This window comes from Pseudomonas sp. BAV 4579 (assembly GCF_009765395.1).
In the GTDB taxonomy this organism is placed as follows: domain Bacteria; phylum Pseudomonadota; class Gammaproteobacteria; order Pseudomonadales; family Pseudomonadaceae; genus Chryseomonas; species Chryseomonas aestiva.
Genome location: NZ_WHOV01000021.1, coordinates 1 through 20,227, shown reverse-complemented (window position 1 = coordinate 20,227; position 20,227 = coordinate 1). Strand labels below are relative to the sequence as shown.

Here is a 20,227-nt window from a genome sequence, read left to right as displayed (position 1 = left end):
CGCCCACTGCTGATTCGAAAGCTCGTAACGCCCAGTCATGCCGGTCTCCATTGCGATCACAGGAACAGGCTAGCAAACACGACTTTTCAGACAAGCCCTAGTGTGTTGCTTTCACCGGTTGAATCCACAGCCGAAAGCTGCCTTGTTATTGACTCACTACGAAGCTTGATTAGCCTTGTGCGGAGAGGCCTATGTAGCACCTGATCAAGTCATTTTCTCGTCGGCGGTTGTGAATGCGCTCCAGACTTCCTGCTGGGTACAGACAGCATGGTAATTTTTTTCAAACCGAAGGCAGTGCCGGCAGGGAAAGCATCCGGGGTTGTTCAAGCCAGCGTTCATCGCAATTGGCAAGCGTGCCGGCACGGTCGACGACCAAGAATTCGTCATCGTTATCCAGCGCCAGTACAGGGTGATGCCAGACGGCTCTACCATAGTTGATGCCTTGGCGGCCGTTGCTCAGAAATGCTCGCAGAGTGCGTTCATCCGGTGTCTCGCCACCAGTGGCCACCACAATCAGGAAGGCTTGGTTTTTCAGGGGAATGAATGCCTGACTACCATTCGGGTGGCGCTCGAGCATGCTTACGGTAAGTGGATAATCCAGCATTTTTGCACGGAAGATACTGATGATGCAGCGGCCATCTTCGGGTCCGGTATCGACCGTTGTCAGTTGATGGTAGCGCCGAGTCGAACCGTTATTGATCATGAAGTAGTCACGGTTCTCGGTTTCGATCACTTCGCCAAACGGGGCGAAGGCTTCTGCACTCAGAGGTTCAATCTTTAAAACTGGATTCATCTTAATTCTCTCGTTGGTCAGTGTGGAGGCGGTCGGCCTCGACGACTGCGAAGCGATCTAGCAGATCATCCATAGCTGCGGCATGTTGCATACGCAGAATGGCTTCGGCCAGCTGTAGGTCCTGGCGCCCCAGGGCATCCAGCAATAAGTGTTTTTCGCGAGCAAAACCTTTCTCTCTGCCCGAGCCGTAGCCGAAGCGCAGACGAAAGGCTCCAATTAGTTCCCAACCACGCAGGAACAGACGCAATGCCTCGGCATTACCGCCGAATGACACGACGCGCGCATGGAAATCGCGGTTAAGGCGCAGCCCCTTGCGAAATTTTCCGGTGTTGATAGCGTCCTGATAAGCGTCAGCCAGCGTTCTCAGCCCCTCGAGTTTGTCCAGAGTAATGCTTCGGATGCTGCGTCGCAGTGCGAAGATGCGCAACTCAGTGTTGATCTCGAAAAGATCGACGATGAAATGCCGATCCAGGGTGCGAACGAACGCGCCGCGGTTCGGCATTATCTCGACCAAGCCTTCACCTTCCAGTTTGCGCAGCGACTCACGCAGGGGCATGGGGCTTAGCGCAAACTGCTTTACCAGGCTAGAGACGATCAGGCGCTCGCCTGGGGCGAAGTGGCCGGAAAGAATGGATTGACGAATCAGCGCCGATGCTTGGTCAACCGAGGTGACGGCAGCTTCATCACCGACTTGCGGTGCGCGCCAGTCTTCTTCCAGCTCCGCCGAAGACTCGTTGTCAGGCCCCACAGAGCGGGGCATGCTCAATGACGCCGTTTGAGCATGGCGGTATGCTCGGCTTCGATAACTACTTCACCCTGCTGGTTAAGTAACCACAGGCGTTCTTCGACAATGCCGCATGGCTTGCTGCGGCTTTCTCGTTTGCCCTCAAAGCGCACTTTCACATGCAGCGTATCCCCCGGGAAGATCGGCGCATTGAAGCGGACATTGTTCCAGCCCAGTGATGCCACTGAGGTGTTCTCAAACAGCCGCAGTTCGGTCTTAAGACCCTCCATCAGCGCCAGGCCGTGCAAACCATGTGCGATTACTCGGCCAAAAGCGGTGCTTCGGCAATAGTCCGGATCAGTATGCAGAGGATGATGGTCACGCGTTAAGACGGCGAACGTTTTTACATCTTCAGCTGTGAGCATATGCGTAGCAGTGGTGATTTCACGGCCGATCTCGATATCTTCGTAATACAGGTCCACGGCCAAGGTTGAGGGCATGGCAGATCTCCTGTCAGTTGCAGCGCAGGCCAGCTGCATCTACGGCCTGGATGATTCGCTGGGCGACGTCGGGACGAATATCCAAGAGTGGTTTGCGAGGTCGGGCGCTGGCGATAACGCCCATGTGCTGAAGCCCGACCTTGAGTCGCGTGTGCATGTCGATCAGCGGCGGCGCGCCGTAAATCGTACGCACCAGCGGGTAAAGACGATCGTTTATCTGGCGCATTGCAGCCAAATCGCCGGCCTCGCTGGCTTGCCACAGGCTGCACAGCAGTTGGGGAATCATGCTGCCCATACCAGATAGAATACCGTCGGCGCCTGTTGCCATCTGAGCAAACATCCAGTGGTAGTTGGACGCCAGGATAGCGATGTCCGGGCGTAAGGCCTTGAGCGTGCGCCAATTGTCTTCGTACACGCCAATGTCGCCGCTACCTTCCTTGATAGCGATGACACGATCACGCTCGGCAAGCTCGACCAACACAGCCGTGCTGAAACCACTGCCCGACGCCAGCGACTGCTGGAATATCGAAACGGGCAGCGAGGTGGCGTTCAGTACCTCGTCCACCAAATCAAGAACATAGCGGGGGTCAGTAGCGGCACCCGCGGCGAATTGCGGCATGGGGAAGATCACGGCAACGTCAACGCCGTTCTGTTCCGCTTCTTTGGCCTGCTCCACAGCATCATTTGTCGAAAAGGCAATCAAGCCGGTCAGCAACGGCGTCGAATCGCCGATGAAGGTGCGTGTTCGCTTGATCACTTCAATGCGTTCCGCAGGAGACAAAGTCGCCCCTTCACCAGCGTGGCCATTGACGAAGATCGCGCTAACGTCCTCGGGCGTTGCGCAGTACTCCAACAGGCGGCTGTAGCTGGTCCAGTCAATCGCCAGGTCATCGGTAAAGGGCAGGACAGTCGCAACGGTAACGCCGCGTAGTGCCGGGTGAGTAACGCTCATACAAACTCCTGACAAGTAGGCCAATGGGTGGGCATCGTTCAGAGATATTCTTTTTCCAGTTGGCGGGCGATGATGAGTCGCTGGATCTGGTTGGTGCCCTCGTAGATTTGCGCCAGGCGCACATCGCGGAAAATGCGCTCAATGCGATATTCCTTCGAGTAGCCATTACCTCCATGGATCTGCAGAGCGTTGGATACGTGCTGCATGGCCATGTCAGTGGCAAACAACTTGGCGTGTGCCGCCTCCTTGGCTATCGGGAAGCCTGCATCGGCCAAGCGGGCGGCGTGATGGATCAGCAGGCGGGCAGCGGCGATGTCCTTGGACATATCGGCCAGCATGAACTGAATACCTTGAAACTTGATGATGGCTTCGCCGAACTGAACACGGCTGGCTGCGTATTCGATCGCATCCTCCATGGCGGCCTGGGCCATGCCCAGCGCCATGGCCGACATCAGCAAGCGCGAGAAATTGAAGTTACCCATGGCCATTTTGAAGGCTTCGTTCTCGCCACCCAAGCGGTTGCTCACTGGTACGCGGACTTGGTCAAAACTGATCTGGCAATCTTCCAAACCATGCATGCCCAGCAGTTCTTCGGACTTGCCCTTACTCACTCCTGGGCGATCAGTTTCGACCAGGATACAGCTAATGCCTTTGTGCCCCGCCTGGCGGTCAGTCTTTGCAAACACCATGATGAAGTCGGCTATGGCGCCGAAGGTCACCCAGGCTTTAGTACCGGTGATTACATATTCATCGCCGTCGCGCTCGGCTACGGTGCGCATAGCAGCAACGTCTGAGCCGCAGTCGGGTTCTGTCGCCGCAGTGGCCGGGATCAGGTCGCCGCTGAGGACACCACCGATCAGTCCGTGATGAAAAGCATTACCGTGCTGGTGCAGGAAGTGCGCCGCTTCGACCGGGATCGCATACGCATTACCCAGGGCTCCCGAGCCTCTGGCAATCTCTTCCATCACGATACATGCGCTGGTTGTGTCCATACCGCTACCGCCCGCGTTTTCAGCCAGCGAGACACCAAATAGGCCTAGCTCGGCCAAACCTTTGTACAGCGCTCGAGGGAATTGGTCTTCACGGTCTATGGCGGCAGCTGCCGGCTTGACCGCCGCTTCGACGAAACGGCGCACGCTGTCGAGCAGCATTTGCTGATCCTGACTATAGAAACGATGCATGGTGAATTCTCCTGATCACTGGTTTAGCGCAGATGGCAGTCTGTTATTCGTCGCAGGCGAGCCTGCCGGCGTGGGCCACTTCATTGGTTTGGCGCTCGAGGAAATACAACGCGATACAAGCGGGAGAAGCCCCATAAGCAGCGGCGACCGATGCTGTGATGAGAACAGCGGCATTTCGGCGCATCTGATCAGATCTGGGGTAGGCGTGCAGCTTTATGAATATTCTTCCCGGTGCCGCCTGATCACCAAAAAAACCTTCATGCCCGTAGTTTTGCGGCGTCACGCTGTGAAAGAACACCGTGATGATGCTGGCGGAGATGTCATAGGCGCGGGCCAGCGAATCAGTGATTGCCCTTGTGGCCGCGGTCCTTTGCGCAGTGTCAGCGTCGAAATCATACACCTCGATGTAAGGCACTCTCTCTCCCCCTCACAGCCGTGATCCGCTCGTTGAAAGCGACCAGCGCCAAATAATGTGGTGATAAGGTTGACATTCGGTTTGATCAAATGTCAATTTAAATACGAGATATTATATCTATGCATGGAGCACTTTGGCGGTAGTCGATCAATCGCTAATTTCGAGGGGGTGACATGGACGAATTCAGGGGCAGCTACACGGTGATGGTCACGCCCTTCGATGAGGCTGGCCGAGTGGACGAGTCCCGTTTACGCAAATTTGTTGACTGGCAGATTAAGCAGGGTGCGCAGGGTTTGATTCCCCTCGGCAGCACCGGTGAATTCTTGTCGCTCACCCGAAATGAGCGGATTCAGGTTGCGGGCGTGGTCATCGACCAAGCCGCTGGTAGGGTCCCAGTTGTAGTGGGCACCGCTGCAGAGTGGACAGATGAGGCGGTAGCGTTCAGCCAGGAGGCTGAGCGTGCAGGTGCCGATGGCGTCATGGTGGTGCCGCCCTTCTACTCATCACCTAGTGCCGACGAAATCTTCGTGCACTACCAGCGGGTAGCTGAAGCTATAGGCCTGCCGGTTATGGTCTACAACAATCCAAATACTGCCAACGTCGATATCAGCGCAGATCTGGTAGCTCGCCTGGCCGAAATCGACAACATTTCCTACATAAAGGAGTCCAGCGGCAGCGTACCGCGAGTGAACGAGATTCTGCGTTTGTGCGGCGAGCGCGTGACTGTCTTTGCGGGTTACCACCCGTGGGAAAGTTACCTGGCCGGGGCACAAGGATACGTTTCGGTGTTTTCCAACATCGCGCCAGCGCTGTCAACGCAGCTATTCACCACCACGGTCGACCGGCAAGACACCCAAGCCGGACGAGCGCTTTATAACCGTCTACTGCCTTTGCTCGATGCCCTCAGCGGCGATCTTTACGTATCTGCAACCAAGGCTGCGCTGGCCATGATCGGCATGCCGGTCGGTCTGCCGCGAGCGCCTCGCCTACCGCTGCCGCAAGCCCGTATGACCGGGCTGCGCAGTGCATTGGAGGCGCTTGATCTTATCGTCAGGTCGTAGTGACCGCGGATGCGTATCGGATTGCTCAATCACCCCATTTGCAGGAAGACTCATGAAAAAGCTCACCCGTTTGCTCTGCTCGATGCTCGCTGCAAGCAGCGTTTCATTGTCGGCCGTAGCCGCCGAATACAACCTCAAGATAAGCCACTCGGCGCAACCAAGCGAACCCTACCAGATCGGGCTGCAAACCTTCGTAGAGCGCGTAAAGGTTCTGTCAAAAGGCCGCGTCGACGCCACTATCTATCCAAACAGCCAGCTGGGTAATGAGAAGTCTGTGACCGAGGGGCTGCTGCTGGGTACGGTCGATGTCGCTGTGTCGGCCAATGGTGTGCTCTATAACTTCGAACCCAGCGTCGGCATTTTTGATTTGCCTTACCTCTTCCCTGACCGCGCGCATTTTTACGCTGCACTCGACGGGCCGGTGGGTGACGAGCTGAAACAGAAAGTCTCCAAGCGAGGTTTCCATGTACTGGCTTACTACGATGCAGGTATCCGTCATCTGCTTAGCAAAAAGCCGGTCAACAGTATCGATGACTTGAAGAATATGAAAGTCCGCACCATTCAGGTTCCCTCTCATATCGCCGCGTGGAAAGCCTTCGGCGCAAACCCGACGCCAACGAACTACGACGAACTGTACGGTGCAATTGAGGCCGGTGTGGTGGATGGAGCTGAGGCAGCTAACTCCAACTACTACTCACAAAAGTTCTATGAGGTGGCACCGAACTATGCACAGATCTCATGGACGGCATTAGTAGCCGAGTTACTCATTTCCGAGAAGCGTCTCAAGTCGTTCCCCGAGGACATCCAGCAAGCGATCATTCAGGCAGCTAATGAGTCCGCACAAGTCGAGCGTAAGGCTTATGCCGACGGTGATGTAGCCCTGCTTGCGAAACTCAAGGAGGCTGGCGTCAACGTCACCTATCCAGACCTGGCTCCTTTCCGTGAAGCGGCCAAGAGTACATATGCCGAATTCGCCAAGACACCTGAGCAACAGCGTCAGCTGAAACTTCTGACCGGCGCTAACTGATCGGCTCCCTGGGGAATGAATCATGTCAAACAAACTACTGGCCGGTCTGCGTAAGGTAATCGATAGCCTGATTATCCTGCTGTACGGCTTCATGTGCGTGTCGATCCTGGTGCAGGTAATCGGTCGCTATGTGTTCAATTTTTCAACCGGGTCCATCGTCGAGGCCGCCACCTTCGCCCAAGTATGGATGGTGATGCTCGCAGCGGGCGTTGCGATGCGTATGAATCTGCACAACGCAATGGATCTGCTGGCTCAAAAGCTGTCACGACCGGTGTACCGAGCTCTGGTGGTGGTCAGCGCGGCAGCATGCCTGTGGTTTTTGGGAGTGACGTTGCTCGGCGGCTTACCTCTGCTGGAGATCGGCCAGTATCAGACGTCGCCGGCACTGGAAATTCCGATGTCTGTGCCTTACTACGCCATACCGGTGGGTTGCTTGTATTTCGCCCTTGAAATCCTGCTTTATGCAGTCAAGCGCTGGCGTGCCGGCAAGCCTGAAGAGCAGGCGCTCGATCAGATGGAGGTCAACTGATGATCATCGGTTTGGCCTTGGCGGCCTTTGTTGTGTTGATTCTAATTGGTACGCCTGTGGTGTTCTGTCTTGGCATTGCTGCAGCAATAGCCCTGATGGCCAGCGGTGTGCCTATGGCAATCGTCACCCAGCGTATTTATGGCGGACTGGAAAGCTTCACTATTATGGCGATTCCGTTTTTCGTGCTCGCCGGCTTGATCATGGAGAAGGGAGGAATTGCCCGTCGGTTCATCGATTTCGCTACGTCGCTCGTTGGATGGATTCGCGGCAGCCTGCTGTTCGTTTCGGTGCTGGCGTGCACAGGTTTCTCAGCAGTTTCAGGGTCAGGTTCGGCGGATACTGCGGCGATAGGTTCAATGACATTGCCGCAAATGAAGCGCCGCGATTACAACATTGATTTTGCCAGTGCGATCCTGGCCGCAGGCGGTTGTATAGGGGCGGTCATACCGCCGAGCATCATGATGGTAGTGATTGGCACCATCTCCAATGTATCTATCGGTGCGTTGTTCCTGGGCGGTATCGTGCCGGGGCTGTTGATGTGCGCTGGGCTGATGTTTGCCTGTTACTGGCACGTGCGCAAAGGCGGTGCAGTTTACGAGGACAGTATTCCTTTCTGCTTCAAGCGGGTGATCAGCTCGGCCGTGTCAGCCATTCCTGCCGGCGTGATTGCAATCGTGTTGATTGGTGGGATCGTCGGCGGTGTGATGACGCCTACTGAGGCTGCGGGCGTGGCGGTGTTCATGAGTATTCTGGTCGGACGATATATCTACCGTGAACTGGAGTTTCGCGAGCTGCCAGGGATGCTTTTGCGCGCCTCGGCAATGTCGGCGGCGGTGATGGTCGTCATTTCCACCGCAAGCGTATTTGCCTGGCTGATCACCAGCCAGAACGTTCCGCAATTGCTAGGGGAATACTTGGGCGTCTTCGCCGACGACAAGATCCTGTTCCTGTTGGTGGTAAACGTTATGTTGCTGCTGATTGGCACCTTCATGGAGGGGATCTCGGCGATTCTGATCGTCATGCCGATGCTAATGCCTCTCGCACGACAGGTAGGGATTGATCCCGTGCACTTCAGCGTGATTGTGGTGATGAATCTGTCAGTGGGTATGTTGACGCCTCCTTATGGCAGCACCCTGTTTGTCGCTGCGACAGTGGCCGGGCGGAGTGTGGTGCAAGTCTCTCGACAGGTGGGATTGCCTCTGCTGGTTCTGGTCGTTGCATTGCTGATCACCACCTATTGCCCACTGCTGGTGACATGGGTGAATAACCTTCGTTAAGGAGCTTTGTAGCGCGCGGTATCAAACATACCGAGCGCCATCTCCTTGAATACCATGACTTGGTGTTCGGTAGCCGCTTGTTGCCGAGCCCCAGGCCAGGATGGCAAACCTGCAACGAAGGCAAGGACACCGTAGACCACCAGTGCACGGGTATCGTCGCAGGAGGTATGGGTTCGTACCCACTGCCACAGCGGCATCCGATAGCGCCAGCGAATATCTTCAATATGTCTCTGCTGATCGAAGCTTAGGTGCCTCAACTCCTGAGTGGCCAGTTGGGCCTCACGAGGGTGTAGGAGGACAAAACGGATGTAGTTCTCCAGATAGGTTGCGAGGCTACACCGTCCCGTTGATACAGCCTGATCCAAAGTGTCGGCAAGAGCCTCTTCATACTCCTCAATCAGATCAAATAACAATGCCTGCTTGCCATCAAAATGATGATAGAGCGCACCCACTTGAACACCGACCGAGGATGCCAGAGTCCTCAAGCTGACTGCGGCATAGCCTTGATCGGAGAACAAGATCAGGGCCCCGTCTCGCATGCGTTGTTGGGCAAAACCGGGAGTAGGGTTTTGGCTGTCAGTGTTCAATACAAGCACCTCGGTGAAGTTGATGGGTCGCTGTCGGGCTGGTCGTGGCGGCGGTGCGAAGGGCGAGAATCCACAACAGATTTGGCCCTCGGCGCGAATATTGATCAAATCCAAACAAAAAAACGGCAATGAATATCAAATATAATATTTGACGGCGCCTTTGTCATAAAATAATCTGTTTCCGTCAAGATTTTCAATCCGAAATAAACTTTAAAGTCATTGATTTGATCAAGAGTCGATATTTTTAAGTTGAGTCGTATCAATTTCGCTTGGTTGTCGCCGCCTCTGCCCCTCGGGAGGTAAGCAAACGCGTAACAGAGCCGGAATCGTGTCCACCGCGAATCAATCCAGCCACCCCCAAGTGTCGATGCCTGACTGCATGCGTCCTGCCATTTATTCAAGACCGACTTTGTTTTGGGGAGCTCCATGCGTAAATTCACTGGTATCAAACTATTGTCCCTGGCCGCGTTGTCCTACAGCGGCTTAAGCAATGCAGCGTCAGACACCGGATTCATAGACGGCTCCACAGCAAGCCTGCAACTGCGTAACTTCTTCATCAATCGTTCCTAGAGTAATGAAGGTAATGCGCAGAACAAATCTCAGGAGTGGACGCAAAGTTTCATCTTCAATTACCGTTCGGGGTTTACCGAGGGCCCGGTAGGTTTTGGGGTAGATGTTTTAGGTAAGTGGGCGCTCAAGCTCGATGGTGGTCGGGGGACCACTGGAACCATTATTCCTGTGCGCGATGATGGTCGTCCGGCTGACGATTTCGGTCGCCTAGGCGGCGCGGCGAAGATGCGCATTTCCAAAACTGAACTGAAGTACGGCGAGTTCATGGTCGACACTCCAGTATTCGCTTCCGACGATGGGAGAGCGATTCCACAGACTTTTGAGGGGGGATTGGTGACATCCCGCGAAGTGGATGGTCTGATACTTTCAGCCGGACGCTTTAACCGCAGTGCGGCGCGGAACGACGACAGTATGGAAAAGTTGACGCTGAACCAGGTCAGCGGAAGTACCGGAGATCATTTTACCGTTGCAGGCGGTGACTACAGCCTCAATAACAAACGCACGACGCTGCGCGCATGGTATGGCGAGCTGGAAGATGTGTATAACCAGAAGTATCTGGCCGTCTACCACAACCAGGCAATCACAGACCAGCTGGCGTTGAGCGCCAAGGTTCAGTATTTCTGGGGCGACGAGGCGGGAAGCGCGAAGGCAGGGGACGTCAACAACAAGACCTTCTCCTCGATGTTCTCCGTACTGTACGGGGCGCATACGTTTTCGCTGGGTCTGCAGAAGGTTGATGGGGATAACGGTTGGTTCAAGGTCGGGAATAATGCTGCGGGGATTCTAGTCAACGATACCTTCAACAACAGCTACGACAATCCGCACGAGAAGTCATGGCAACTGCGCTACGACATCAACATGGCCCCCTATGGTGTTCCTGGACTGAGCTTTATGACCCGCTACCTAAAGGGTACCAACGTAAAGACCTCGCAGGTTGACGATGGGAGCGAGTACGGGCGCGAGTCGGAGGTGGCTTATGTTGTGCAGTCGGGGACCTTCAAGGACCTTTCAATGCGGTGGCGTCAGTCGACAATCCGACGCGATTTCGGCACCAACGAATACAACGAAAATCGGGTTATCGTGAATTACCCCATCTCTCTCTTGTAAGCCTCTTTGCGCCGCCGCTATGCATCGCGCATTGATGCCTGGCGGCGGTCAGCGACGAGATCTCAGTCGGCGCGCTGGGCCATACGTGACATGAGATCCTCAATGGCGCCTGCTTGCTGCAGGCGAATAGCTGACTCAGCCATCGCAATATCCTGCCGGTATAGCGCGTCGACTAATATGCGGTGTTCACGCATCAGGTTGCGTTCCCGATTCGCGCCGTAGCCAAATTGCATGCGGAAGGCACTGATCAACTCCCATCCGAGATTGAAGATACGCAGCGCCTCCTTATTGCCGCCCAGCTCGACCACTCGTGTGTGTAGTTCGCGGTTGATCCTTACGCTCGAAGCGCGTTCGCCACTTTCTACCGCCTCGTCGAAAGCATCACAGAGCCGCTGTAGCTCCTCGATTTTGCTCAGGGTAAGCGTGTGCGCGTGGATGCAGCGTCTGATAGCGAGTATCTGTAGCTCGGCATTAATCTCCCAGCAGTCCTGAATGAACTGGCTGTCCAGTTTGCGCACCGTAGCGCCACGGTTAGGCTCTATTTCTACCAGCCCCTGACCTTCGAGTTTGCGCAGTGCTTCACGCATTGGCATGGCACTTATGTTGAGCTCTTTGGACAGCTCACCGACTTTGAGACGCTCACCAGGTGCGTACTTCCCCGTCAGAATGATGGTTCGGATGCGCTCAACAGCCTGATCGACGGCATTGTTACCGCTCTCGTCCTGTTCGGTATTGCTGCTCATGTATGTGGTTCCGGTTTGGTGCAGAGCCCGTCACACGAGTGCGTGCGAGAGGTATCCTGAGGGTTCAGGCGACTGATTTTCACTGACCGGCGCAGTGCCTTCAAGCGGCGATTGAAAAAAGCTCCGCTGAGGTAGGGAACAGCGGGCGCGGTATACAGCCACCGAGCCCGCAACAGGTGTTAGAGCACCTGAGAAAGGAAGGTCTTGAGCCGCTCAGTTTGCGGCGCGTCGAAGATCTGTGAAGGTGGACCATCCTCGACAACACGGCCATGGTCCATAAACACCAGGCGGTCAGCGACTTGCCGAGCGAAGCCCATTTCGTGAGTAACGCAGACCATGGTCATGCCTGATTCAGCCAGCTCGACCAGGGTATCAAGTACTTCCTTGACCATTTCCGGGTCAAGCGCCGAAGTGGGCTCATCAAAGAGCATCAGCTTGGGCTTCATGCACAGCGCCCGTGCAATCGCTACACGTTGCTGCTGGCCCCCCGACAACTGGCCGGGGTACATGCCGGCCTTGTCGGGAATGCGCACGGTGTGCAGGTAGTGCATGGCCAACTCCCTGGCCTGTTCACGGGACATTTTGCGTACCCAGACTGGGGCGAACATGCAGTTCTCCAGGACAGTCATGTGTGGGAACAGGTTGAACTGTTGGAAAACCATGCCGATATCCGCACGAATGCGGTCCAGCTCGCGTGGTAAGGAAATGTCTGTACGATCAACCAGGATGGTTCCGCCCTGAAATGACTCCAGGCCGTTGATGCACCGCACCAGAGTCGACTTCCCCGAGCCCGATGGTCCGCATACCACGACCTTTTCTGCTTTGCGTACGGTCAATGTCACGCCGTGGAGGACCTGGGTGTTGCCGTAATATTTATCGACATCAAGGATGTCCACAAGAATTGGGCCTTTGCCTGGCGGAGGCATGGGTGTCGTGCTAGTCACTGAGTTCACGCTCATCGTTCGAGTCCTCGCACGGGTTCAGGCAGCGACTTTACAGCGGGAGCGCCTTGGGGTGTCGGGCGGATATGGGCGCGTGAAAAACGCTTCTCCAAGCCGCGCTGGATGACGTCCCACACCGAAGTCAGAATCAGATAGAACACCGCTGCTGCGGCATAAACCTCCAAAACCTGAAAATGTTCTTGCATCAACATGTCACTGCGCCGCATGACTTCTTCAACCGAGATGACTGATGCTAGAGAAGTCGCCTTCAGAAGCGAGTTCACCGAGTTTCCGAGCGGCGCGATCATCAGCCGGAACGCCTGCGGCAATGTAATGCGCAGGGCGATCAGCCAACGGGGAACCCCAAGTGCCCAGGCAGCCTCGCGCTGTCCGTCGGGAATTGCCAAAAATCCGTTGCGCACGATCTCGGCCATGTACGCCGACTCGTTCAGGATTAAACCGATCAGTGCTGACTCGAGCACGCTGAACTTGATGCCGAGCTGCGGCAGTCCTGTATAAATAACAACCAGTTGGATCAACAACGGCGTGCCGCGAAAGAACCAGATGTAGAAGCGCGCAAAGTAAGCGGCAAGGCTATTTTTCGACATGCGCAGCATGGCGATCAACATCCCCAGCAACAAGCCGCCTATGACTCCAGCTATGGTTAGCCAAAGGGTGGTCACCACACCGCCAACAAGGAAATCGTTGAACAGGTAACCGAAGAATGCAGAGATATCGAATTTCATCGCCAGACACTCTCCATCGGTCAGGTCGGGCCGGGGCCGTCAATGCGAATAGTGTCTTGCGCCGGTAATGGGGTCAGACTGAATTTCTCGAACAGGGCCTGGTAGCTCCCATCAGCACGCATTTCGGTCAGTGTCTTGGCCACGGCTTCGGCAACCGCCTTATTACGAAACGCCATTGCAGTGCGGCTCAAGCCTTGACCGGGCAGCACTTCAGTTACGCGCTCACGCTTGACCAGATCGCGGGCAACGCTGTCTACCAGTGCCGAGTAGTCGACCTGTCCGGCGAACATTGCAGAGATCACGTTGGTGGCCGTCGGGAACGAGCGCAGTTCCATTTTCTGAAGGCCTTTGGCAACAAGCGCTTCATTCTGTTTTTGAAGGAAGCTGTACTGGTAGCTGTTGGCCTCGACTGACACCGATTTGCCTGCCAGATCGTCCAGAGAACCCAGTGGCTTGGCGTCCTTCGGGTTGGCAACCACCGACACAGACTGCACGCTGTAAGGCACCAGATACATCAGCTTTGAGCGGTCTGCGGTCCAGAACATCCCGGTGTTCATACCGTCGATTCGGCCGGCGTTCATCGCCGGGATCATCGCGGGAAAGTCCATGCGTACCAGTTCAATGTTGGTGCACAGACGCTTGCTCATGGCCTCCGTCAGTTCAACATTGAGGCCTTGCAGCTTTCCGTCTTTGTCCACGAACTGCTGTGGCGGATTGGTCGGATTGATGGACAGTTGCAACTTGCCAGGCTCAATCAGGTTTTGCTCGGCAATGCCTGGGGTGCAAGCGTTTGCAGCAGATGAAGCCAGCAGGAAGGTAGCTGCGATACCGAAAGCAGGAATACGACTGAACATGATCTTTACCCAAATTGGTTTATTTCACGGATGCAATTATCTCGCCGGGCTGGCCGTATCAACGTCCCGCCCGGCAATTGCGTTCAGGGCAGTTCTTTCAATTGCAAACGGGTGAAGTTCTTGACGAAGGGGGCGAAACGACCGAACCCCTTCACTTTTAAGAATTGCGGGGTGTCATAAGCCCAAGTGCCTTCGACCCTGTACATCGCGGCATATTTTGGTCCCTCCCCCAGAGAGACGAAGCGTTTGATTGGAGTCCAACCCGGGCAGGCCGCAAGGTCTGGAAAGTGCTCATGCTCGTACCAATGATTGAAGTCCTTCTCGTGGGCGGGGTCGATGTCTACTCGCACGATGTGAATGAACGATTCGTCAGTCATCCGGTTGCTCTCATTGGGGCTTGCGTCGAGGGAATTTCAGCGTCGCACGTGCCTTAAGTATTTCTTGGCCAGACTCATTGCACGCGCTCGCCTCCCAGATCAGCGTCCGGTTTTCTTCGACCTTTTCGGCAATCCATACTTCGAAGGTCAGGGTGTCGCCGTAGAACACTGGACCGGTGAACCAGAAGCGATCTTCGATCGACACACCGATGATGCCCGCCAATTCGCTGGTCAGGATGCTGGTGCACAATCCCGCGACCATGATCCCTGGTGCCAGGCGTTGGCCAAAACGGGTGCTGCTGGCGAACATCTCGTCAATGTGCACCGGGCCAAAGTCGCCGGTGGCTGCGATGTAGAGGGAGCCATCGGCTTCAGTGATGGTTTTGCCGATACTGACGCGGTCGCCGACGCTCAGGTCATCAAAAGATTTGAGGTCATACATGCTCAGCCCAACCCGTTGAAAGCAACCAGAGTCGCACTGCCTGTGAAAACTAAGACGCCGGAACCGACCACGGTGCCTGTAATTGTGCAGTGCACGGTGGTGCCATCGATTGCTTCGACCACTGCTTTAGCTTCAAGGGTGTCGCCCACAAGTAAAGGTGCAGGAAACTTGACATCAAAGCTGGCAATACGGCGGCTCGCGCCACCCAGACGATTGATGCAGGTGGTCGCCAGAGATGCGGCTGCCAATTCAAAAACCACCATGTTGGCCGCACCAGCTTGTTGTGCCTTGACCTTGTCCACGTAGAGTGGTGCCATGTTGCCGCTAATGCCGGTGAACATGGCTTGCTCAGCGACGCTCATTGTCTTGCGGAAAGAAAAAGAACTACCCAAGCTGAGCTCATTGATTTGTGACATGGTTCGACTCCTTAAAGGTTCAGGCCGTTCTTGATGGTGCTACGGGCAATCAGCATCCGGTGGATCTCCGAAGTCCCGTCATAGATTCGGGTAACACGTGCATCCCGGTACATCCGCTCCAACGGCAATTCCTTGGCGTACCCCATGCCACCGAAGACTTGGATGGCGCGGTCGATCACCCGGCCCTGCATTTCTGAGGCCGCGACCTTGATCATCGAGACTTTATCTCTAGGCTCCAGACCTTGATCGATTTCCCAAGCAGCGTTGAGCACCATCATCTTCACCCCGAAGATTTCCGTGGCGGAGTCGGCGATCATTTTCTGCACCATCTGGAAATCGCCAATAGGCTGGCCGAACTGACGTCGTTCGCCGGCATACACGCGCATCATCTCCATGGCACGCTGAGCCATGCCCACTGCGCGAGCACCGATGTGGGCCAGACGAATCTGCAACACGCTTTGCATAATCAGTTTGAAGCCGTTACCGATCTCGCCCAGTACAGCGTCTTTCGGAATACGACAGTTCTCGAAAAACAACTCGGCGTGGCCGTAGCCGCGGTGCCCCATCATGGGTTGAGTGCGGGCCATGGTGAACCCGGGATGGCCTTTGTCGATCAGGAATAGGGTGATGCCACCGCGAGATCGTTTTTCCCGGTCGGTCAACGCCATGACAATGGTGTAGTCGGCGATATCCCCGTCACTGATGAAGTGCTTGCTGCCATTTATGACCCATTCATCACCGTCCAGGTGCGCAGTCGTGCTGATTGATGCCGCGTCTGAACCGGCTCCTGGCTCGGTGATAGCCATGGCACAGATTTTCTCGCCACGCACAGTAGGCATCAGGTAGCGTTCGATTTGCTCGCCATGACAGGCCATCAACATCGGATAAACTTGGCCAAATACTCGGCGGATCAATGCATCAGTGGTCTTGCCCAACTGTTCTTCAACTAGGCAATGCTCCAGACATGTAAGCCCACCGCCGCCCACTTCTACGGGCATGTTCATGGCAAACAGGCCAAGCGCCTGAGCCTTGCCACGCACTACTTCAAGCAGCTCGGCGGGAACATGACCTTCACGTTCGACGATGTCTTCGAGGGGCTGCACCTCAGTTTCGACGAAACGCTGGACAGTATCTGCCAGCAACCGGGTGTCATCCGGCAGGGAAAAATCAATCATCATGGATCTCGTATGGTTCAGGAATGGGGTGTGTCGCTACCAGGCGCGCCAACTACGCCTTGCTCAATCAGTGTCTGCTGGCGTTCGGCGCTATAGCCCAGTTCATCGAGCACCGCCTTGCTATCTGCACCCGGACTCAGTGGCATACGCTTGAGTTCAGGAATGTGCCCGTCATAGCGCAGAGGGTGGCGAATCAGCGTGGCTGCCTTGCCGTGGACGTCGATCTGTTCGAAGGTTGAGTTATGAACGGCTTGCGGATCGATCAACAGCTCCTCGTAATCCTGTACCCGCTCATGCCAGATCGAATATTCGTCAAAACGCGTCGCCAGATCGACGAAGCGCCAGGGGGCAAGTATTCGTGCCACAACTTCGGCATAGCGATCGCGTTCCAGATAGCGGTCGATACCTTGGAGTTCACGCAGTTCATCGCTGTCCAGTGCTTCTGCCAGACGTACCGGGTCGTTCATCGACAAAACAATACGGGCGTCCTGTAGCTCATATAGGCCATACGGAGCGTCGTGATACCAACTGCCGACGTTGCGCCCGCGCCTGAGCAACTGCTGACGGTTCGGGCTGGCGTAGTACTTGGTCAGCGCCTCGACCTGCAGGTCGATGGCGGCGGCAAACAGACTGCTCTCGACGCGAGTGCCTTCACCTGTTTGCAGCTTCTTGACGTAGGCTCCCAGAATGCCCATGGCCAATAGTGATGCACCGTGTTGATCGACTACCGCTGCGCCGACCACATTAGGCCCTTGGTCACCGCCGCCGGTGACGGCCACGAGCCCAGAGCGGGCTTGCATCAACAGGTCTTGGCCGGGCCGTTTGGAAGCGGGTCCGCTAGTGCCCAAACCTGAGGCCGATGCATAGATGATTCCGGGATTGATCGCTTTGACCGCTTCGTAACCCAGCCCCAAGCGATCCAGCACGCCGGGGCGGTAGTTTTCCAGCACGACGTCAGCATCGCGAATGAGGTCTTGGGCGATGGCCAGACCTTCGGTGCTTTTGAGATCCAGCGCGAGGCTACGTTTATTGCGGTTGACCGCCAGCGAGAAGGCGCTAACACCTTCTACATAGGAGTTGCCACCGGACCAATGACGCTCGAATGCGCCTTTGAGCGGTTCGACTTTGATCACATCAGCGCCCATGTCGGCCAAGAACTGGCTGCACACCGGACCTTGCAGATAGTGGCAGAAGCTCACGACCCGCATCTTCAAGGCTAACCCCTCACTCATGAGACTGCCCCTATCGCTTTGCTAGCCAGAAGTTGCTCGACCTCCGTATCGCTGTAGCCTGCGGCAGCGAGAATTTCACGGGTTTGTGCGCCAAGTGGTTGCGGTGCCATCCTGATATCCGGGGCTTTGCCGTCAAAACGCGCTGGAAGGCTGATGACCGTGATCGGCGTGCCATGGTCTCCCGGTATTGTCTGGAAAACCTGGTTATGAATAAGCTGCGGATCTTTCTGCAGGTCTGCGTAGTCGTTGACCGGGGCGTTCCAGACGCCGGCGGCATCCAACAGCGGCAACCAGTGGGCGGTGTTTTGCTCAAGCAATCGCGCCCCGACCATAGCGGCGATTTCTTCACGCCGGGAAAAACCTTCGCTTTCGTCGATAACGCTTAGCGCTGGCAAATTCAGTGCCTGCGCCAAGGCGCCATTGGCAGCCATGCTAATGGCGATGTATCCGTCCGCGGTGGGGTGGATGCCATGGGCTCCGCCGCTGAACCATGCAGCGATATTGCCGGGACCCCGCGAGTGTTCGGAAGGCGCGCCGTTAAGCCAAGCTGTTAAACCTTCACCTTGCAGGTCAATCGCTGCTTGATACAGGTTAACCTCGACCAGCCGACCTTCGCCGGTCTTGGCTTTGTTGTACAAGGCTGCGCAGATACTCATGGCGTAGATCATGGCGGCGTGTTGATCAACGATCACCGGGCCTGCCGGGGTTGGCTTGCCGTCGGCATCACCGGTTCTTGCAGCAAGACCGGAGAGCGCTTGCAGCAAGAGATCCTGGCCAGGGCGTTGCTTGTAGGGGCCGTCAGATCCAAAGCCACTGGCAACTGCATAGATTAGCCCCGGATTGATCGCTTTCAGGGCTTCGTAACCGAGGCCAAGCTTTTCCATGGTGCCAGGTCGGAAGTTTTCCATCACAACATCGGCGTCGGCGACCAAGCGTTTGATTACCGCCAAGCCTTCTGGACTCTTCAGGTCCACGGCCAGGCTTTTTTTGTTGCGACCGGTGGCCAAGTGATTGACGCTATACCCATCGACGAAGTGATTGGCCACTGCCCAGTTGCGCTGAAAAGCACCTTGCAAAGGCTCGATGGCGATGACATCGGCACCCAGGTCGCCCAGCGTCTGGGCGGCCATAGGACCGGCGAGAAAGTGATTGAAGCTCAGGACCTTGACGTTGTTCAGCACAACAGACCTCACCATTAATGAGTGAAATGTAGAGGGCAGATTTGCAACAACAAGAGTGGGCGGCGTACCGCGACCAATGCACCCATTCGTTATGATCGGAATTACCGGCAGTGATGGATGGCATGGGGATGTCGATGTGTTGAATGAATACTATGGCCTGATTCCCGTAGAGCTAAATATTGGTTTCAATTATTTTAATGCTATAGTTGATAACCAAAACCTATAGATATTCTTGTCACCTACTGGGAATGCATCATGAATTTGCGTCAGCTGGAGATTCTTCGATCCGTCATGCGCACCCGCTCAACCGTCGCAGCTGCCCGTGATCTGGGCATGTCACAACCGGCAGTCAGCAACGCGATCAAAAGCGTGGAACTGAATCTGGGTTTTTTGTTGTTCGAGCGGATCAACAAGCGCTTGATACCTACACAGGAGGCGCAAATCCTGCTGGAAGAAGCGGAGCCGTTGTTTCTGATCAAGGAATTAATCGACCAGACAGCCACTCAGCTTCGCTCGGGACGGCGAGGGCGAATGCGGATTGTGGCGACCTCCGAGTTGTCCGAATCGTTGTTGCCACAAAGTCTGGCGCGCTTTCGCAGCCTTCACGACAACGTCGACATTTCCCTGGAAACGCTGCGCCTAGACAACGTGCTGGAATACGTAGAAACCGGTGTCGCCGATATCGGCTTCGCTATCGAACCGCAACCACGAAAAACGCTGGAATACCTCCCGTTGGCAGACCTTGACATGGTGTGTGCTTGCCATGTGGAAAGTCCACTGGCAGCGTTCGAGACCATTACACCCCGCGACCTCCGCGGCTATCCACTGATTAATGCGCGGACCTCCAGCCGTATCAGCAATATGGTGTTGGGGGCTTACAGCGAGTGCGAGGAAAATTACACACCCTCCATTGATGTGCGGTTCATGAATGTCGCCGCGCACTTTGTTGAGGAAGGGCTAGGGGTGTCCATCATCGACCAACTGACAGCGTCGTCCAAGCGCTATACCCGACTGCAGGGGGTGCGATTCGAGCCGCATATCCAAGCAACTGTTTCTGCGATCGTTTCACCGGATCGGCTGCAGCAACGCCTGACCAAGTCACTGATCGGCCATGCCCGTGACGAAATTAAACACCGTATTTTGGCCCGTTGAAGTTACGGTCTGAGAAAGTCACAGCTGATTGATTGTCGCCGGTGCCATCATAAAAGTCGATGTACTGTTAAATAACTCGGAATTTAAGCAGGACACTGATTTCGATCTTGTTAAAAACGCCATTCCCAACATTCAGATCGAAATCGATACCGCCCAAAGCAGCCTTTAGCTTGTGGATTCAACCGGTGAATGCAACACACTAGATTCTGCGTAAGCAGGAGGGTGTTGCAGATGAAACAAAGACC

General features: G+C 55.5%; 22 protein-coding genes and 1 pseudogene. 6 read left to right on the top strand and 17 right to left on the bottom strand.

The features are described 5' to 3' along the window. Nucleotides 1-280: 280 nt before the first annotated feature. From GSQ95_RS06910 to GSQ95_RS06885, 6 genes are read right to left on the bottom strand one after another with little or no spacing between them, the layout of a single operon-like run. Nucleotides 281-793, bottom strand: a complete 513-nt coding sequence (locus GSQ95_RS06910) for an ureidoglycolate lyase (RefSeq protein ID WP_158896306.1) — start codon at nucleotides 791-793, stop codon at nucleotides 281-283. A 1-nt stretch (nucleotide 794) separates the two neighbouring features. Further along, on the bottom strand, nucleotides 795-1,553 hold the full coding sequence (locus GSQ95_RS06905) for a GntR family transcriptional regulator (protein ID WP_158896304.1): 759 nt from the start codon (nucleotides 1,551-1,553) through the stop codon (nucleotides 795-797). A gap of 2 nt (nucleotides 1,554-1,555) precedes the next feature. Next, on the bottom strand, nucleotides 1,556-2,017 hold the full coding sequence (locus tag GSQ95_RS06900) for a MaoC family dehydratase (protein WP_158896302.1): 462 nt from the start codon (nucleotides 2,015-2,017) through the stop codon (nucleotides 1,556-1,558). A 13-nt stretch (nucleotides 2,018-2,030) separates the two neighbouring features. Further along, on the bottom strand, nucleotides 2,031-2,969 hold the full coding sequence (locus tag GSQ95_RS06895; protein ID WP_158896300.1) for a dihydrodipicolinate synthase family protein: 939 nt from the start codon (nucleotides 2,967-2,969) through the stop codon (nucleotides 2,031-2,033). A gap of 38 nt (nucleotides 2,970-3,007) precedes the next feature. Next, nucleotides 3,008-4,150 carry an acyl-CoA dehydrogenase family protein gene (locus tag GSQ95_RS06890; protein ID WP_158896298.1) on the bottom strand — a complete coding sequence of 381 codons (1,143 nt, stop codon included), beginning with the start codon at nucleotides 4,148-4,150 and terminating at the stop codon, nucleotides 3,008-3,010. Nucleotides 4,151-4,193: 43 nt separating this feature from the next. After that, nucleotides 4,194-4,565: a tautomerase family protein gene (locus tag GSQ95_RS06885; protein ID WP_158896296.1), complete on the bottom strand. Its 372-nt coding sequence runs from the start codon at nucleotides 4,563-4,565 to the stop codon at nucleotides 4,194-4,196. 173 nt (nucleotides 4,566-4,738) lie between these two features. Between GSQ95_RS06885 and dapA the strand changes: the two genes are divergently transcribed. The 4 genes from dapA to GSQ95_RS06865 are packed head-to-tail and all read left to right on the top strand — an operon-like array spanning nucleotide 4,739 to nucleotide 8,459. Then, complete coding sequence (gene dapA / locus GSQ95_RS06880; RefSeq protein WP_158896294.1) at nucleotides 4,739-5,626, top strand: 4-hydroxy-tetrahydrodipicolinate synthase; 888 nt, start codon at nucleotides 4,739-4,741, stop codon at nucleotides 5,624-5,626. Nucleotides 5,627-5,678: 52 nt separating this feature from the next. Continuing rightward, a complete protein-coding gene (locus GSQ95_RS06875; RefSeq protein ID WP_158896292.1) occupies nucleotides 5,679-6,653 on the top strand; it encodes a TRAP transporter substrate-binding protein in 975 nt (324 codons plus the stop codon). A 22-nt stretch (nucleotides 6,654-6,675) separates the two neighbouring features. After that, the gene (locus GSQ95_RS06870; protein ID WP_158896290.1) at nucleotides 6,676-7,182 is read left to right on the top strand and encodes a TRAP transporter small permease; all 507 of its coding nucleotides are present in this window, start codon (nucleotides 6,676-6,678) and stop codon (nucleotides 7,180-7,182) included. Beyond that, a complete protein-coding gene (locus GSQ95_RS06865) occupies nucleotides 7,182-8,459 on the top strand; it encodes a TRAP transporter large permease (protein WP_158896288.1) in 1,278 nt (425 codons plus the stop codon). Before GSQ95_RS06870 ends, GSQ95_RS06865 begins: the two co-directional genes overlap by 1 nt. Here the strand turns inward: GSQ95_RS06865 and GSQ95_RS06860 are convergent. Continuing rightward, nucleotides 8,456-9,046, bottom strand: coding sequence for a TetR/AcrR family transcriptional regulator (locus GSQ95_RS06860; protein ID WP_158896286.1), 591 nt, complete (start codon nucleotides 9,044-9,046; stop codon nucleotides 8,456-8,458). The two genes, GSQ95_RS06865 and GSQ95_RS06860, sit on opposite strands and share 4 nt — an antisense overlap. A 426-nt stretch (nucleotides 9,047-9,472) precedes the next feature. On the opposite strand from GSQ95_RS06860, the pseudogene GSQ95_RS06855 reads away from it, so the two are divergent. Beyond that, nucleotides 9,473-10,723, top strand: a pseudogene (locus GSQ95_RS06855) (OprD family porin). 62 nt (nucleotides 10,724-10,785) lie between these two features. Here the strand turns inward: GSQ95_RS06855 and GSQ95_RS06850 are convergent. The 10 genes from GSQ95_RS06850 to GSQ95_RS06805 all read right to left on the bottom strand — a co-directional run bounded on the left by GSQ95_RS06850 (nucleotide 10,786) and on the right by GSQ95_RS06805 (nucleotide 18,830). Further along, on the bottom strand, nucleotides 10,786-11,466 hold the full coding sequence (locus GSQ95_RS06850; protein WP_158896284.1) for a GntR family transcriptional regulator: 681 nt from the start codon (nucleotides 11,464-11,466) through the stop codon (nucleotides 10,786-10,788). 179 nt (nucleotides 11,467-11,645) lie between these two features. Next, nucleotides 11,646-12,425, bottom strand: coding sequence for an ATP-binding cassette domain-containing protein (locus GSQ95_RS06845; RefSeq protein ID WP_158896282.1), 780 nt, complete (start codon nucleotides 12,423-12,425; stop codon nucleotides 11,646-11,648). Next, nucleotides 12,422-13,153, bottom strand: a complete 732-nt coding sequence (locus GSQ95_RS06840; protein ID WP_158896280.1) for an amino acid ABC transporter permease — start codon at nucleotides 13,151-13,153, stop codon at nucleotides 12,422-12,424. Before GSQ95_RS06840 ends, GSQ95_RS06845 begins: the two co-directional genes overlap by 4 nt. A 20-nt stretch (nucleotides 13,154-13,173) precedes the next feature. Next, entirely contained in the window at nucleotides 13,174-14,007 is an 834-nt protein-coding gene (locus tag GSQ95_RS06835) for an ABC transporter substrate-binding protein (RefSeq protein ID WP_158896278.1), read from the bottom strand. A gap of 83 nt (nucleotides 14,008-14,090) precedes the next feature. Further along, a complete protein-coding gene (locus GSQ95_RS06830; RefSeq protein WP_158896276.1) occupies nucleotides 14,091-14,384 on the bottom strand; it encodes a DUF4286 family protein in 294 nt (97 codons plus the stop codon). Nucleotides 14,385-14,394: 10 nt separating this feature from the next. After that, nucleotides 14,395-14,826 carry a MaoC/PaaZ C-terminal domain-containing protein gene (locus tag GSQ95_RS06825; protein WP_158896274.1) on the bottom strand — a complete coding sequence of 144 codons (432 nt, stop codon included), beginning with the start codon at nucleotides 14,824-14,826 and terminating at the stop codon, nucleotides 14,395-14,397. Nucleotides 14,827-14,828: 2 nt separating this feature from the next. After that, a complete protein-coding gene (locus GSQ95_RS06820) occupies nucleotides 14,829-15,242 on the bottom strand; it encodes a MaoC/PaaZ C-terminal domain-containing protein (protein ID WP_158896272.1) in 414 nt (137 codons plus the stop codon). A gap of 11 nt (nucleotides 15,243-15,253) precedes the next feature. Beyond that, the gene (locus GSQ95_RS06815; RefSeq protein ID WP_218580196.1) at nucleotides 15,254-16,420 is read right to left on the bottom strand and encodes an acyl-CoA dehydrogenase family protein; all 1,167 of its coding nucleotides are present in this window, start codon (nucleotides 16,418-16,420) and stop codon (nucleotides 15,254-15,256) included. Nucleotides 16,421-16,434: 14 nt separating this feature from the next. After that, a complete protein-coding gene (locus tag GSQ95_RS06810) occupies nucleotides 16,435-17,616 on the bottom strand; it encodes a CaiB/BaiF CoA-transferase family protein (protein ID WP_218580195.1) in 1,182 nt (393 codons plus the stop codon). A 29-nt stretch (nucleotides 17,617-17,645) separates the two neighbouring features. Then, nucleotides 17,646-18,830, bottom strand: a complete 1,185-nt coding sequence (locus GSQ95_RS06805) for a CaiB/BaiF CoA-transferase family protein (protein ID WP_218580194.1) — start codon at nucleotides 18,828-18,830, stop codon at nucleotides 17,646-17,648. 255 nt (nucleotides 18,831-19,085) lie between these two features. Here GSQ95_RS06805 and GSQ95_RS06800 point away from each other — a divergent pair, with 255 nt between their 5' ends. Continuing rightward, nucleotides 19,086-19,982 carry a LysR family transcriptional regulator gene (locus GSQ95_RS06800; RefSeq protein WP_158896266.1) on the top strand — a complete coding sequence of 299 codons (897 nt, stop codon included), beginning with the start codon at nucleotides 19,086-19,088 and terminating at the stop codon, nucleotides 19,980-19,982. Nucleotides 19,983-20,227 lie beyond the last annotated feature (245 nt).

Coding starts and splice junctions, on each gene's coding strand:
- GSQ95_RS06825 (WP_158896274.1), bottom strand. CDS start 14,826: ATGTATGACCTCAAATCTTTTGATGACCTGAGCGTCGGCGACCGCGTC.
- GSQ95_RS06840 (WP_158896280.1), bottom strand. CDS start 13,153: ATGAAATTCGATATCTCTGCATTCTTCGGTTACCTGTTCAACGATTTC.
- GSQ95_RS06890 (WP_158896298.1), bottom strand. CDS start 4,150: ATGCATCGTTTCTATAGTCAGGATCAGCAAATGCTGCTCGACAGCGTG.
- GSQ95_RS06815 (WP_218580196.1), bottom strand. CDS start 16,420: ATGATGATTGATTTTTCCCTGCCGGATGACACCCGGTTGCTGGCAGAT.
- GSQ95_RS06835 (WP_158896278.1), bottom strand. CDS start 14,007: ATGTTCAGTCGTATTCCTGCTTTCGGTATCGCAGCTACCTTCCTGCTG.
- GSQ95_RS06900 (WP_158896302.1), bottom strand. CDS start 2,017: ATGCCCTCAACCTTGGCCGTGGACCTGTATTACGAAGATATCGAGATC.
- GSQ95_RS06845 (WP_158896282.1), bottom strand. CDS start 12,425: ATGAGCGTGAACTCAGTGACTAGCACGACACCCATGCCTCCGCCAGGC.
- GSQ95_RS06800 (WP_158896266.1), top strand. CDS start 19,086: ATGAATTTGCGTCAGCTGGAGATTCTTCGATCCGTCATGCGCACCCGC.
- GSQ95_RS06875 (WP_158896292.1), top strand. CDS start 5,679: ATGAAAAAGCTCACCCGTTTGCTCTGCTCGATGCTCGCTGCAAGCAGC.
- GSQ95_RS06865 (WP_158896288.1), top strand. CDS start 7,182: ATGATCATCGGTTTGGCCTTGGCGGCCTTTGTTGTGTTGATTCTAATT.
- dapA (WP_158896294.1), top strand. CDS start 4,739: ATGGACGAATTCAGGGGCAGCTACACGGTGATGGTCACGCCCTTCGAT.
- GSQ95_RS06895 (WP_158896300.1), bottom strand. CDS start 2,969: ATGAGCGTTACTCACCCGGCACTACGCGGCGTTACCGTTGCGACTGTC.
- GSQ95_RS06830 (WP_158896276.1), bottom strand. CDS start 14,384: ATGACTGACGAATCGTTCATTCACATCGTGCGAGTAGACATCGACCCC.
- GSQ95_RS06870 (WP_158896290.1), top strand. CDS start 6,676: ATGTCAAACAAACTACTGGCCGGTCTGCGTAAGGTAATCGATAGCCTG.
- GSQ95_RS06850 (WP_158896284.1), bottom strand. CDS start 11,466: ATGAGCAGCAATACCGAACAGGACGAGAGCGGTAACAATGCCGTCGAT.
- GSQ95_RS06820 (WP_158896272.1), bottom strand. CDS start 15,242: ATGTCACAAATCAATGAGCTCAGCTTGGGTAGTTCTTTTTCTTTCCGC.
- GSQ95_RS06910 (WP_158896306.1), bottom strand. CDS start 793: ATGAATCCAGTTTTAAAGATTGAACCTCTGAGTGCAGAAGCCTTCGCC.
- GSQ95_RS06905 (WP_158896304.1), bottom strand. CDS start 1,553: ATGCCCCGCTCTGTGGGGCCTGACAACGAGTCTTCGGCGGAGCTGGAA.